Annotated in this window: 13 protein-coding genes; 4 read left to right on the top strand and 9 right to left on the bottom strand. The window is 41.6% G+C overall.

Annotation, left to right across the window (positions count from 1 at the left end; genetic code table 11):
- Positions 1-78: 78 nt before the first annotated feature.
- From purB to O4M77_RS05285, 4 genes are read right to left on the bottom strand one after another with little or no spacing between them, the layout of a single operon-like run.
- The gene (gene purB / locus O4M77_RS05270; RefSeq protein WP_034703634.1) at positions 79-1,467 is read right to left on the bottom strand and encodes an adenylosuccinate lyase; all 1,389 of its coding nucleotides are present in this window, start codon (positions 1,465-1,467) and stop codon (positions 79-81) included.
- Between the two features lie 57 nt (positions 1,468-1,524).
- A complete protein-coding gene (gene hflD, locus O4M77_RS05275; protein ID WP_004782648.1) occupies positions 1,525-2,256 on the bottom strand; it encodes a high frequency lysogenization protein HflD in 732 nt (243 codons plus the stop codon).
- A 7-nt stretch (positions 2,257-2,263) separates the two neighbouring features.
- Positions 2,264-3,403, bottom strand: a complete 1,140-nt coding sequence (gene mnmA, locus O4M77_RS05280; RefSeq protein WP_034703632.1) for a tRNA 2-thiouridine(34) synthase MnmA — start codon at positions 3,401-3,403, stop codon at positions 2,264-2,266.
- 4 nt (positions 3,404-3,407) lie between these two features.
- On the bottom strand, positions 3,408-3,893 hold the full coding sequence (locus tag O4M77_RS05285; RefSeq protein WP_284879235.1) for an NUDIX hydrolase: 486 nt from the start codon (positions 3,891-3,893) through the stop codon (positions 3,408-3,410).
- Positions 3,894-4,206: 313 nt separating this feature from the next.
- Between O4M77_RS05285 and O4M77_RS05290 the strand changes: the two genes are divergently transcribed.
- Positions 4,207-6,099: an acyltransferase family protein gene (locus O4M77_RS05290; RefSeq protein ID WP_323713965.1), complete on the top strand. Its 1,893-nt coding sequence runs from the start codon at positions 4,207-4,209 to the stop codon at positions 6,097-6,099.
- Between the two features lie 66 nt (positions 6,100-6,165).
- Here the strand turns inward: O4M77_RS05290 and O4M77_RS05295 are convergent, their stop codons facing one another.
- Positions 6,166-7,749 (bottom strand): ATP-binding cassette domain-containing protein, encoded by a 1,584-nt coding sequence (locus O4M77_RS05295; protein WP_284879237.1) that lies wholly within the window; start codon positions 7,747-7,749, stop codon positions 6,166-6,168.
- A 356-nt stretch (positions 7,750-8,105) separates the two neighbouring features.
- On the opposite strand from O4M77_RS05295, the gene O4M77_RS05300 reads away from it, so the two are divergent.
- Positions 8,106-8,621 (top strand): DUF1543 domain-containing protein, encoded by a 516-nt coding sequence (locus tag O4M77_RS05300; RefSeq protein WP_323713966.1) that lies wholly within the window; start codon positions 8,106-8,108, stop codon positions 8,619-8,621.
- 39 nt (positions 8,622-8,660) lie between these two features.
- On the opposite strand, the gene O4M77_RS05305 is transcribed toward O4M77_RS05300, so the two are convergent.
- The 4 genes from O4M77_RS05305 to O4M77_RS05320 all read right to left on the bottom strand — a co-directional run bounded on the left by O4M77_RS05305 (position 8,661) and on the right by O4M77_RS05320 (position 11,483).
- Positions 8,661-9,191: a gamma carbonic anhydrase family protein gene (locus O4M77_RS05305; RefSeq protein WP_125278412.1), complete on the bottom strand. Its 531-nt coding sequence runs from the start codon at positions 9,189-9,191 to the stop codon at positions 8,661-8,663.
- A gap of 103 nt (positions 9,192-9,294) precedes the next feature.
- Complete coding sequence (gene dacC / locus O4M77_RS05310) at positions 9,295-10,443, bottom strand: D-alanyl-D-alanine carboxypeptidase PBP5/6 (protein WP_004782636.1); 1,149 nt, start codon at positions 10,441-10,443, stop codon at positions 9,295-9,297.
- 128 nt (positions 10,444-10,571) lie between these two features.
- Positions 10,572-10,952, bottom strand: a complete 381-nt coding sequence (locus O4M77_RS05315; RefSeq protein ID WP_004782633.1) for an MCR_0457 family protein — start codon at positions 10,950-10,952, stop codon at positions 10,572-10,574.
- A 159-nt stretch (positions 10,953-11,111) separates the two neighbouring features.
- Entirely contained in the window at positions 11,112-11,483 is a 372-nt protein-coding gene (locus O4M77_RS05320; protein ID WP_004782632.1) for an MCR_0457 family protein, read from the bottom strand.
- Positions 11,484-11,591: 108 nt separating this feature from the next.
- Here O4M77_RS05320 and surE point away from each other — a divergent pair, with 108 nt between their 5' ends.
- Together surE and O4M77_RS05330 are read left to right on the top strand one after the other, a co-directional pair.
- Complete coding sequence (gene surE, locus O4M77_RS05325) at positions 11,592-12,368, top strand: 5'/3'-nucleotidase SurE (RefSeq protein ID WP_125278414.1); 777 nt, start codon at positions 11,592-11,594, stop codon at positions 12,366-12,368.
- Between the two features lie 107 nt (positions 12,369-12,475).
- Positions 12,476-13,315 (top strand): peptidoglycan DD-metalloendopeptidase family protein, encoded by an 840-nt coding sequence (locus tag O4M77_RS05330; protein ID WP_323713967.1) that lies wholly within the window; start codon positions 12,476-12,478, stop codon positions 13,313-13,315.
- Positions 13,316-13,317: the final 2 nt, after the last annotated feature.

The following is a 13,317-nucleotide window of genomic DNA, read 5'->3' on the forward strand; positions in this document are numbered from 1 at the left end:
GTTTTGTTTTAAAGTTGAAAATAATTATAAATAAAAAAAGCGAAGCCGGAGCCTCGCTTTTGGTCTTAATTATCTAAATTAGATTTTAGAAATTAAGTCTTTAATTTGTTTTGCCTGGTCAGCAGCATTACCTGTATAAGTTGCAGGGGTCATTTCAGCCAGACGTGCACGGTCTGCAGCAGGAACTGCTTCAAGCTCATTACCATTCACGAAGCTCACCATCATGTCACGAGTCATCGCTTGACCACGAGTCAGTGCTTTCAGTTTTTCGTATGGTTTTTCAACGTTATAACGACGCATTACTGTTTGGATTGGTTCAGCCAGAACTTCTTGTGCGTGGTCAAGATCTTCAAGAATACGAGCAGCATTCAGTTCAAGTTTACCGATACCTTTTAAGCAAGCTTCAAATGCGATCAAGCTTTGTGCAAAACCAACACCCATGTTACGCAGAACAGTAGAATCAGTCAGGTCACGCTGCCAGCGAGATACAGGCAGTTTTTCGCCTAGGTGAGCCAATACGGCATTTGCAATACCCAGGTTACCTTCAGAGTTTTCAAAGTCGATTGGGTTCACTTTATGCGGCATGGTAGAAGAACCCACTTCGCCTTCTTTCAGTTTTTGTTTGAAGAAGCCAAGAGAGATATAACCCCAAACGTCACGGTTAAAGTCGATCAGGATGGTATTGAAACGACGCAGTGCATCAAACAGTTCCGCCATATAGTCGTGCGGTTCGATCTGAGTGGTGTACGGGTTGAAAGTCAGACCTAAAGATTCCACGAAAGCTTGTGAGTGAGCAGGCCAGTTGATTTCTGGGTAAGCAGAGTAGTGTGCATTGTAGTTACCTACAGCACCATTGATTTTGCCCAGCAATTCAACATTTTTGAACTGTTTGATTTGACGAGCCAGACGGTAAGCCACGTTCGCCATTTCTTTACCCAAAGTGGTTGGGCTGGCAGTTTGACCGTGAGTACGAGACAGCATTGGCTGTTCAGCGTGAGTCTCAGCCAAAGCCACGATTGAATCGATAATTTGTTGCATAGACGCGATTAAAACATCACGGCCATTTTTCAGCATTAAAGCATGAGACAGGTTATTGATGTCTTCAGAGGTACATGCAAAGTGAATGAATTCACCTGCATTTTTCAGCTCTTCAATCCCTGCAATTTTTTCTTTCAGGAAATACTCAACCGCTTTCACGTCATGGTTTGTAGTACGTTCGATCTCTTTAATGCGGTTGGCATCTTCTTCAGAGAAGTTTGCAACAATCGCATCAAGTGCAGCATTGGTTTCAGATGAGAAAGCTGGCACTTCAGTGATTTCAGGACGGTTGGCAAGCGCTTGTAACCAACGCACTTCAACAGTCACACGAGCATGGATCAGACCAAACTCAGAAAGAAAAGGGCGCAGCGCATCACATTTGCTAGCGTAGCGTCCATCTAATGGAGAAAGTGCAGTTAAAGCGTTCATATCGATTCCCTAAATTTTGGAATTAAACGAAAAACGGTGCGCGTACAACAACATGGTTTAGATCACCTGAAACTGTAAGCGCGCGAGATTTTGGATATCCTGTAGCAGCTTGCGCTTGCCAAAAATCATGCCCCATGAACTGCCACCAAGCTGACGCCATAAGTGCGCCATCTGCAGTCCAGTAAAGAGTGAAGCACGGATGCGGTTGGTATGACCGGAATCTTTAAAGGCTTCAGCATTGCCACGCACCATGATCCGCGGATTGATCTGTCCGGCGGTATCGACATAGGTCTGAGCGAGGTTGGCAATGATGCTGGGATGCATGTAATTGTTATCGAAGAAGGAGAGCTGTCTGAGGATTTTTTGCTGGGATTGTTCGATGATTTCAACAAACTTGGGATTACTATAGACCTTCTTTTCTAACTGAAGAAGTGCCATGGCATAGGACATTGGAAGTTTGGTCGATGAAAGTTTTGGAAGTCTGGATTTTGGGGACGTATTAAAAGGTTGGGTAATGCTGCTTTCCAGGGTTTTTAAACCGAGGGAAATATCGGCCAGCTGATTAAAGAAGTCTAAGGTCTGGGCATTTAACTTGCCACTTGGACGGATATTTAAACTGGCTTTAATCAACTGCTCAAAATAGAAATTACCGCTTTCACCAATGCTTTGCTGTCCCGTCAATGCAGTCATATGCGTCAGCTGGGTGGCCTGAAAAACCCCTGCCAGCGCCAATGCACGATTTTGACGAACATTCAACGTTGTGGCTTGTTGAAACGGTAACTCCGTCATGCCGAAATCATCCTTTAATAAAATCAGGTTTAGGCGCATTGGTATGATGAATCACGCCACCACCTAAACAAACTTCACCTGAGTAGAATACAACGCTTTGACCCGGGGTCACAGCACGTTGCGACTCATCAAATTCAACACGAACACCATTTGGTGTTTCTGGATCCTTGAAAATAGTACACGCTTGGTCAGGCTGACGGTAGCGGGTTTTTGCCGTACAGCGGAAACCTGATTCAGGAATATCCTGTTCACCGGCTACCCAGTCAATCGCTTCAGACCACAATATGGTACTTTGCATCAGTGGATGTTCATGACCTTGACCCACCACCAGACGGTTGCCTTCGATATCTTTATGCAGCACAAACCAGGCACCTTCTTCCGCGCCTTTCATACCGCCAATACCGATCCCGCCGCGTTGACCGAGCGTATAGTACATTAAGCCGTGATGATCACCAACCTCTTTGCCATCTTCCAGCACGATTTTTCCAGGTTGAGCCGGTAAATATTGCTTCAAGAAGTCATTGAAGCGACGTTCCCCAATAAAACAGATACCCGTAGAATCTTTTTTCTTGGCTGTTGCCAGACCTAATTCTTCTGCAATTTTACGTACTTGTGGTTTTTCAATTTCACCGACAGGGAACAGGGTCTTATTAATTTCACGACCATGAACCGCATGCAGGAAGTAAGTCTGGTCTTTATTATTGTCATAACCACGCAGTAATTGAGCATATTGCTCACCACGTGAATTGGTCATAGTCTCGCCGCGACGACAGTAGTGACCGGTGGCAATAAAGTCGGCGCCGAGATTGATCGCATGATCCAGGAAGGCACGGAATTTAATTTCTTTATTACACAAAATATCCGGGTTTGGCGTACGGCCAGCAGCATATTCAGCCAGGAAATGCTCGAACACGCGATCCCAGTATTCCATCGCGAAGTTGGCAGTATGCAGTTTAATCCCGATCTTGTCGCAAACGGCTTGTGCATCGGCAAGATCTTCCATTGCCGTACAGTATTCTGTGCCGTCATCTTCTTCCCAGTTTTTCATGAAAAGACCTTCAACCTGATAACCCTGTTGAAGGAGGAGAGCTGCAGACACAGATGAATCTACACCACCAGACATACCGACGATGACACGTTGTTGCATAGGATTAGGCATCCAAATTTGAAATTAAGGGAGAATTTTGGTGCTCGTAAATGAGCGATAAAGGATAGCGTTTGCCAGCTTGGGCATCCTGCACGGCTTTAATCACCAATGGGCTGCGAGCACGTGCGGTTTCAATCAGTTCATCCAGCGTCATCCAGACTGCACCGACAATACCGGTATCCAGTTCAGCATTTTCATCATGGCTGATGGCTTCTGCTCTCAAACAGAAACGGAAATAGGTACGATCCGGGAACATCGGTGGGGTATAGGTATAGATGCCGATCAGATCAATGACATTAACCTGATAGCCGGTTTCTTCCATGGTTTCACGAATAGCTGCTTCGACAATGGTTTCACCTGCCTCCACATGGCCTGCTGGCTGATTGAATACGGTATGGGTGACACCTTCAGTATGTTCTTCAACGAACAGGAATTTTCCATTTTTTTCGACGACAGTTGCAACAGTGACGTGAGCAGTCCAAGCGGTCATAAAGGAGCACCATGGAATAAAAACTGTATTCTACAAAATTTAGGCGGCGGTGGCTATGTCGATACTCGGGATTTTAATTTAGATGATTAACAATAAATGTATTTGGCGAAAAAGAAAACGTAGAATATAATGAGTACATAAAATACTAAAACAGTAATATTTGCATTCTACGCTTTAATATAAGAATTTGATTTAAAATAAAATTTAATAAAAATTAGCAGTATTTCATAACAATTAAAATAAATAACAGGCTTTATAGGACAGGATTCCAATGAAATTCAGAACAGACATTAATGGCCTCAGAGCAATTGCCGTGATTGCAGTCATGCTATTTCATTTTAATGCGGCCTGGATGCCTGGCGGTTTTGTTGGAGTAGATGTCTTCTTTGTGATTTCAGGCTTTTTAATGACTGGAATCATATTTAAAGATTTAGAACATGAAAAATTTTCTATTCTGAAATTTTATGTGGCTCGTGCGAATCGGATTATTCCGGCTTTGGCCGCGCTGTGTCTGGTATTAATGATTTTTGGCTGGTTTTATCTGACACCTTTTGATTACAAGTTATTGGGTAAGCATGCTGCGAGTAGCATGACTTTTTTATCCAATATCAGTTACTGGAAGGAATCCGGTTATTTTGAGGCAGGCACTCACGAAAAGTGGTTATTACATACCTGGTCACTTTCCGTCGAATGGCAATTCTATATGATTTATCCGCTCGTTCTCATTGCCATGCGCAAGTTCATGTCCATCCAGACCATGAAATTTATGCTGCTGGCAGGAACAATTTTAGGATTCATCCTATCAATAATCGCTACCTATAAATGGCCAAACCCGGCTTATTTCCTGTTACCTACCAGAGCCTGGGAAATGATGATCGGGGGAATTGCTTATCTTTACCCTTTGACCTTGCAGGAAAATAAGAAAAGGTTGCTGGAAGGAACGGGATTGGCACTTATACTGGGGTCTTATTTCTTCATTTCAGCAGAAGATTTGTGGCCTGGCTATCTGGCAGTTTTTCCTGTTATCGGCACTTTTCTGATGATTCAGTCACATCGAAATGACAGCGTTATTACCAATAATATTGTGTTTCAAAAATTAGGGACCTGGTCTTATTCTATTTACCTCTGGCACTGGCCTTTGGTGGTTCTGATCTATATCTACTCATTGCCTGAATATTATGTGTATGCCGGAATAGTACTTTCTATAGTGTTAGGTTTTCTGAGCTATAAGTATATTGAACAGATTAAATTACCTTCATACCATCAGTGGAAAGATATTTATCGTATAAAACCGCTTTATTTTTCTCTAGTGCTCATGAGCTTAGGAGTTACTTTAAATATATTTAATGGTTTTAATACAGATCTGCGCCAAGGTGCAGCCTCAGAACAGGCAAAATTCTTAGATTATTATAATGAAAAATTCAAAAATTTAAGGGAGGCGTACTGGCTAAAATGTGATACTTACGTGAGTCTGACTGAGCATAATAGTTATGATCCTGATCCGGTCTGTATCACGAAACAAAAGGAAGGCGGAGTGTTCTTATGGGGAGATTCTCATGCTGAGGCACTTTCTTTAGGGCTAAGGACATTACTGAAATCCAATGATATCCCTTTTTATCAGAAAACCTCTTCCATTTGCCGCGCATCTTTAACCGAGATTAACTATCATAAAGGAGCTTATAAAGAAGCCTGTGATTATTCCAATAAACTGGCGCTAAAGAGCATCGCAGAACTTAAGCCCAAAATTGTGGTCATCACCCAAGCCCTAAAACACGACGAAACCAATTGGGAAAATATCGGGAAAAGTTTACTTCAGCTTGGCGTATCCAATATCGTCATTGTGGGGCCAATTTCACAATGGAAACCTTCGCTTCCGAAAGTGATGGTGAAACCGAAAAACTGGAATAGTGCTGAAGATTTTATATTTGATGCCGGGCTGGATCTAAGAGCAGTTCAGGTAGACGAGAAAATGAAAAAATTAAAATATCCTCAGGGAATTACCTATATATCCCTCATTGATCATCTATGTAAAAAAGATGATGTTCAGCAGCAATACAAATGTCGGATTCGTGCAGCTCAAGGAGAAGATCTGCTTCAGGTGGATTATGGTCACTTAAGTGAATCAGGCTCTCTATTTGTAGGGAATACCATACTGTCAAAATACTTATTAAATTTATATTCTCAGAGTGTGACTACAAATCAATAAGCTTATTTCCTGTGATTGATCAGCCACCCATTGAGGTGGCTTTTACATATATAAGTTTGATGAAGATTATTCATTCATTTTGAATACTTCAGTGATCCCGCAATCACGCACAAACTGTTCATCGTGTGAAACTAAAATCACAGCGCCTGTATAAGATTGAATTGCACGTGCCAACAAAGCTTTAGACTCAATATCCAGATGATTTTCTGGCTCATCCAATAATAAAAGTTCGGGTTGAGGAGAGACCTGGCTAAGACCTAATAACGCCACTTTCAGCTTTTCACCACCACTTAACTGAGACAAAGGATAAGTACCTTTATCACCACGAATTCTAAGTTGACCCAACAGATTACGCCATTCCACCTCCGGAAAATCAGGATTTATCTGCCTTAAATTTTCAATTGCACTTAGTGTCTCATTGAGAAAACCAAAATTTTGATCCAGATAAAAACAGCTTCGTGCCAAAAAGATTTGATCCAAAGGTTGCTGCTTTTGTTGGGCGATCAGTTTCAGTAAAGTGGATTTACCAATTCCATTTCGGCCTGCAATATGGATTTTTTCACGTGCATTTAAAGCAAGATTCACAGGCTGTGGAGTACCAAAAGGAAGCTTTAACTCTTTAACCCGCAGAATTTCACCAGACTGTGGTTTAAGGTCTGGAAATTGAAATAGCTGAGGTTTTATCTTTTCAAGTTGCTGCTTTTGAACTTTTAACTCAGATTGTTCATTGGAAATTTGCCGTTGGTGCTGTGCCTGAACTTTACCTATACTTTGACCAGCCTGTTCTTTTTTAAAGTCTAAAAGCACTTTGGCTTGGGAATTCGAATCACGTAATTTGTTTCCGGCACGTTCCCGCTTTTGTGCTTTCATTAAAACGTCATGCTGCTTGTGCTTCATCTGTTTAATATCACGCTGACTCTGCTGAATTGACTGTTCGAGTGAAGTGACATTTTTCTGATACTGTTCAAAAAACTCCGCATAGTTTCCAGTAAAGTGCTGTAATCCATGCTCATTTAAATAATAAATATGATCAACCTGATCTAGAAAAGTCCGGTCATGACTAATGATCAACGCACCAGCAGGATGTAACTTTAAATACTCTATTAACCATGTCCGTGCTTCACGATCCAGATGGTTGCTTGGCTCATCCAGCAATAAATAATATTCAGGCTTTAAGAACAAGCTACATAAAGCAAGTTTGGTCTTTTGGCCCTCACTCAAATATTGCACAGGAAAGTCCAGATCGGTGGGTAATTGTGCTGAGCTCAACAGTTGCTGCCATTCATGCGGTAAATGCCAACTATCCTCAAGTAGCTCATAATCCTCGAAACTGGCTGTACCATGTTCAACATTTTTAAAAGCACGATGTAATTGACTTACTTCGAGTGCTTCAGCAATTGTGGCTGCCTTTAACCGATGCAATTGTGGTAGATAGGCATGATGCATTTGCCAGGAAACTTGACCTGAGCAATGTGGAGTAGAATGCTGAGTCTGATGCAAAAGCTGCATGAGCAAAGACTTACCTTGTCCATTACGGCCAATTAAAGCGCTGACCTGAGCTTTAGGAAGGGTAAAATTTAAATTCTGAAATATGACTTTGGAAGGGAATTCTAAAGTCAGATTGGATATTACACATGCCTGTTGAGTCATAAATAACCTCATAAATACAGGATGCACAAAATAAACAAGAGATTTTTTCTAGAAAAGATCAAGCCAGACGATCTATTTTGCACATCAATCTAAAAATAATCGTTGATGAGAAAAATAGACTTACTTCATTGGCGTGACTCACTTATAAGAGAAGGGGAATTTGGACCTTATTTTAATACAAATAAGCTTGCTTAAAAATAGATCAAATTAGGATTGTTTATTCACTGTATTGAGGCTGATTTAAGTGAATTTAAGAATTTTAAGAATATGAAGTGATTTACTTGAAGTTGAACGAGTAAGTTTCATTTACACTATGCGGCTAAAGTCTCTCTATTTTACTTTTAAAGGATTTTTTTATGTCTGAACTCAAGCTCTACATTACTTTATTGGGCGGCAAGCATGAAAAAGCCAATGTAGAAGTACATGACGTAATTCCGGTCATTAGTTCAGATATTAAGACAGCTTTCCCATATTTGAAGCAGCAATGGTTTGGTTTGCAAAAAGGCCTGCATGTCGATGGCTGGATGACGATCAATGGTGTCAACTATCAGGATCTGAATTATCAGGTTCAGGTGACAGACACACCTGTAAAACAGGGTTTAAAATTATTCCTGATCAATCTGGGTGCTTATGTGCCAGATCAGTTTGGTGAAATCCATAAATATCTGGTTGTTGCTGCTAAAAATAAAACTGAAGCTAAAGCGCAAGGCAAGCTGGCCATTGAAAAGACCTGGTTTAAACCTCATACCGATGCCGTGATTGATGTGGATGATTGTTTAGAACTGAACAGAATTGACCAGAAATTTGTGCGTCTGGTAGAGGGAGACTTTGAAGCCAATAGTTTTAAGAATGATTATGTGGTTATTCCTTGATTTAAATAAGGCTACGTAAAGTAGCCTTAATTTATCGATTTATTTGTAATGGCCTGAGACTTTCACATAGTTTTGTGCTGAATAAGGCAAGAAAGCTATTTCCTTTTCAGTCAGTGGACGCACTTTTTTGACTGGACTGCCTACATACAAGTATCCACTTTCTAATACCTTATTCGGTGGTACCAGTGAACCCGCTCCAATCATCACATCATCTTCAACGATTACATCATCGAGAATAATTGTACCGATACCCACTAAAACACGATTACCAATGGTACAGCCATGTAATTTTACATGATGACCAATCGTCACATCTTCACCAATAATCAGTGGTGAACCTTCAGGTTTATCCGCCTTTTTATGACTCACATGCAACATGGAATGATCCTGTACATTCGAGTTCTTGCCAATACGAATATGATTCACATCACCACGAATTACGGCAAAAGGCCATACAGATACATTTTCGCCTAAAACAACATCACCTACGACCACCGCCATCGGATCGATATAACAGGAGTCAGCGACTTGCGGGCGAGTATCCAGATAAGGGCGAATGTTTTGGCTCATGTCAGTATCATCCTGAAAGTTTATAAGCATTATAAAATAAAAAAGCACACATTCGATGAATGTGTGCTTTGGCTTTAGTAAGATCTAATATTGATAATAAATATTAGAACAGGTTACTAAAGAATTGTTTGATATGATCCAGCATACGGGCAAAGAAACCAGCTTCTTCAACTGCTTTCAGCGCAACAAGTGGTTTCTCAGCAATTACTTTACCGTTTAAAGTCGCCACATATTTACCTACGACTTGACCTGGTTGTAAAGGCGCAGTCAGTTTAGGCTGAACGACCAATTGAGTCTTGATGGCATTGGCCTGACCTTTAGGCATAGTCACGTTAAAGTTTTCTGCAAGGCCGATCTGAACTTCATTTTCCTTACCAAACCAGACTTTAGACTTGGCTAGAACCTGTTTAGCTGGCTGAACATTTTTGGTTTCAAAGTTCGCATAACCCCAAGCCAGAAGTTCACGTGTTTGTGATGCACGTTCATTCATGGTTGGTGCACCAAAAATCACTGAAATCAGACGAGTCGGACCGCGTTTTGAAGAGGTCGTTAAGCAGTAACCGGCTTCATCAGTATGACCAGTTTTCAAACCATCTACACTTGGATCAGTATAGAGCAGGGCATTACGGTTGCCTTGCTTAATCCCGTTAAAAGTAAACTCTTTTTCAGAGTAGATTGGATAGTATTTTGAACTGTCTTTGATGATGTGCTGAGCCAAAGTTGCCATATCTTTCGCAGTCGAATAATGGCCTTCAGCTGGCATACCAGTCGAGTTGATGAAGCTGGTATTGGTCATGCCAATCCGTTTCGCTTCCTGGTTCATCATATGTGCAAAGGTACCCTCGTTCCCTGCAATATGTTCAGCCATCGCCTTAGATGCATCGTTACCGGACTGGATAATAATCCCGCGCAACATTTCTAGTGCAGTCGCCGTACCATTTAAAGGTACATACATACATGATTCTGCACTGCTACCACGGCACCATGCAGATTCATTCATGCGAACCTGTTCATCTTCAGTCAGCTCACCACTTAATAACTTCTGCTCGATGATGTAACTGGTCATCATCTTGGTCATTGAAGCAGGGGCTAATTTTTCATTTTCATTTTTTGATGCGAGAATTTGCCCTGTCTCGTAGTCCATTAGCACATAAGATTTATTATTCAATTCTGGTGGTGCAGATAAGACAGTTGCTGCAAAGCTAAAACTAGGAATTAATAATAATGCAGCAAGGGCAGTTTTTTGGGTCATTTCTAGTGGGTTCCAATATCTTGATGTAAGCACGAAGAGCCTAGCATTTTAGGACAAAGCTAGGCTGACTTCTATGGGAAACCCGGGGTTATTTCAAAAGTATTGTAAGCAATCACGCAAAAAGTGGATTATTTACTGTAGCTCACCAACTCATTGCAAATGGCCTGATTCTTTTTCTTGCCAGCCTTTTTGGCATCACTCTGTGCTTCGGCCAGAATGTTACGGAAATCTGACTGTTTTACCATCTGGTTCAGGCGCTCAACCGGATTTTTTTGGCCGGGCAAATATTCAGTCACCAGCTGGTTATACCCCTGATTGAATTTTGCTTTGTCTTTGACCATGCTTGGGCAAATTTCAGAAAGGACATAAATTGCAGCTAATTCTTGCTTGGTGATTTCCTGACTCGGGGTGACTTCAATATTTTCATTTGCTGCATAAACCGAGCTTCCCCAAAGTGTCATACCAGCAACAACAGATAAACTTAAACTTTTAATTAATGTATGTTTCATCAAAAAACTCAAAAATTACATGTAGAACAATAATTTGTTAGCTTAAAGATATTTTCAAAATTGAAAAGAGGGGAAATGTAGTGAAGCTGTAGAATTATGAAGAAATGTGTAAGAGAAAAAAGACGATGCTGGCATCGTCTCATTTCAGTGAGAAAGACCTTATTCCTGATAAGCTAAAACGTCTTCACACGCTGTTTTTTGTTCGTCTTTTGCAGTCTGTTTTGCACCTTGACGTGCTTCTTCAAGCACAGTCTTGTATTCACTGTCTGCCTGAAGTTTTTGATAGGTCATCGATTTGTCTGAGTATTCTTTTAGATAAGATTGAATCAGCTGCTGAATCGTTGTATCGAATTTTGCATTCTGACCAATAATGCCCGGGCATACTTCAATCATTACCTGTGCAGATGCGACATCTTCTTTCACGATCATGTCATTTTCTTCAGCTGTCAAATCATTGGCAATAACTGCAGGAGAAACAAAAGTTGCCAAACTTAAAGCCAAAGTACCCCAAAGAGAGAATTTTTTCATCATCTTAAGCCATATGTATTAATGGATATCGTGCTACAAATATATATAATTCCTGAACTAATACAATGAAATGTCCTAGCGAGTCATTTTTTAGCTCAACGAGATTTTGCAGTGAATATATTAATTTCCAATGATGATGGCGTTTTTGCACCAGGTATACAGGCACTGGCGCAGGCCTTGAGGCCTTTAGGACGTGTTGTGGTGGTAGCTCCAGAAAGTGAACGTAGCGGATTTTCCAGTGCACTGACTTTAGACCGACCATTAAGACCGATCCAGATTTCTCCCGATGTATGGGCGGTTAATGGCACGCCGGCTGACTGTGTCTATCTGGCCATGAACGGCTTATTTGATGTTGAATTCGATCTGGTGGTCAGCGGCATTAACAGTGGTGCCAATCTGGGAGATGATGTGCTGTACTCGGGTACGGTGGGGGCTGCATTTGAAGGCCGTCTGGCCAAACAACCTGCATTAGCAGTTTCTCTATGTGGGCAAAACGTTCGATCTTATACCTTACCAGAAGATTATCGCATTGCAGCGCAATGGGTACATGATTTTATTGCGGCAGGTTTGCCGACTTTGCCTGAGCGTCATATTTTTAATGTGAATATTCCTGATGTGGCTGAGCTGAAAGGAACTAAAGTGACCTTTCAGGGACGCCGTAGCCAGTCCAAGCCGATTACCAGTCATGTAGATCCACGTGGTCGTCAGGTTTACTGGATTGGGCTATCGGGTGAAGCAGTCGCAATGCCAAAACATAAAGGAACTGAAATCGAGTCAGACTTTTTTGCAATTGCCAATGGCTATGTAAGCGTGACGCCAATTCAGATGGATGCCACAAACTATGACACACTTCACACTTTGCAAGCCCAGATTCTAAATAAAATCTAATGAATGTTATAAGTTTGTGAAAAATGAAAGCTTACAAGTATATTGTAGTAAAACTTTGCTAATCTTACTGGGTTTTTGCAACCGTATAGATGTTAGAGAGGAAGATAATGTCCTTGGTGTCACCGAAATACTTCATTCATGCTTCACCATCCAGCTTCATCAAAACTCTGGTTTTGTCCACTGTGGTTGTTTCCACAATGATTATTACTGGTTGTGCCACTAAACCTCAGGTCAATAATATGACGCGCTATGCCGCAGCGCCTGACTTCTATACGGTACGCTCTGGGGATACTTTGAGTGGCATTGCAGCACGTTATGGTCTGAGCTATATCAGTGTGGCAGAGATGAATGATATTGCTCCACCGTATCGTATTTATGTGGGTCAGTCGATTCGCCTGAAAAATAACACTACTGCGCGCCGTACTACAGCGACTCAACCTGTTACCCAAGCTGCCCCGATTCAGCGTCAAACGATTGCGATTTCAGCGCCAACCACTCCAGCTCCAACGACTGTTAAGACTACGCCAAAACCTGCCACCACTACTTCTGCACCGATTACCCCAGTATCGACAGCAGCGGGATTACGTTGGGTCAAGCCATCAAATGGTCCGGTATTACAAAACTATGATCTGACTGCAAATATCAAAGGTACCCGTTATGGCGGTAATGTCGGAGATCCGGTCTTTGCTGCAGCAGATGGGCAGGTGGTATATGCAGCAGATGGCCTGAAGGAATATGGTAATCTGGTATTAGTTAAACATATTAATGGCTATATCACCGCTTATGCGCATAACAGTAAATTAAGCGTGAAAAGTGGCCAAAATGTAACGGCTGGTCAAAAAATTGCCGAGATGGGGGCGACTGGTACAACCCGTACTATGCTTGAGTTTCAGGTTCGCTTAGACGGAAAACCGATTAATCCAACAGCAGTTTTACCAAATAATTAAAT

The organism is Acinetobacter sp. YWS30-1, from assembly GCF_033558715.1.
Classification (GTDB): domain Bacteria; phylum Pseudomonadota; class Gammaproteobacteria; order Pseudomonadales; family Moraxellaceae; genus Acinetobacter.

Coding starts and splice junctions, on each gene's coding strand:
- O4M77_RS05320 (WP_004782632.1), bottom strand. CDS start 11,483: ATGATGAAAAAATTCTCTCTTTGGGGTACTTTGGCTTTAAGTTTGGCA.
- O4M77_RS05295 (WP_284879237.1), bottom strand. CDS start 7,749: ATGACTCAACAGGCATGTGTAATATCCAATCTGACTTTAGAATTCCCT.
- dacC (WP_004782636.1), bottom strand. CDS start 10,443: ATGACCCAAAAAACTGCCCTTGCTGCATTATTATTAATTCCTAGTTTT.
- hflD (WP_004782648.1), bottom strand. CDS start 2,256: ATGACGGAGTTACCGTTTCAACAAGCCACAACGTTGAATGTTCGTCAA.
- O4M77_RS05330 (WP_323713967.1), top strand. CDS start 12,476: ATGTCCTTGGTGTCACCGAAATACTTCATTCATGCTTCACCATCCAGC.
- O4M77_RS05315 (WP_004782633.1), bottom strand. CDS start 10,952: ATGAAACATACATTAATTAAAAGTTTAAGTTTATCTGTTGTTGCTGGT.
- O4M77_RS05285 (WP_284879235.1), bottom strand. CDS start 3,893: ATGACCGCTTGGACTGCTCACGTCACTGTTGCAACTGTCGTCGAAAAA.
- O4M77_RS05300 (WP_323713966.1), top strand. CDS start 8,106: ATGTCTGAACTCAAGCTCTACATTACTTTATTGGGCGGCAAGCATGAA.
- mnmA (WP_034703632.1), bottom strand. CDS start 3,403: ATGCAACAACGTGTCATCGTCGGTATGTCTGGTGGTGTAGATTCATCT.
- purB (WP_034703634.1), bottom strand. CDS start 1,467: ATGAACGCTTTAACTGCACTTTCTCCATTAGATGGACGCTACGCTAGC.
- O4M77_RS05305 (WP_125278412.1), bottom strand. CDS start 9,191: ATGAGCCAAAACATTCGCCCTTATCTGGATACTCGCCCGCAAGTCGCT.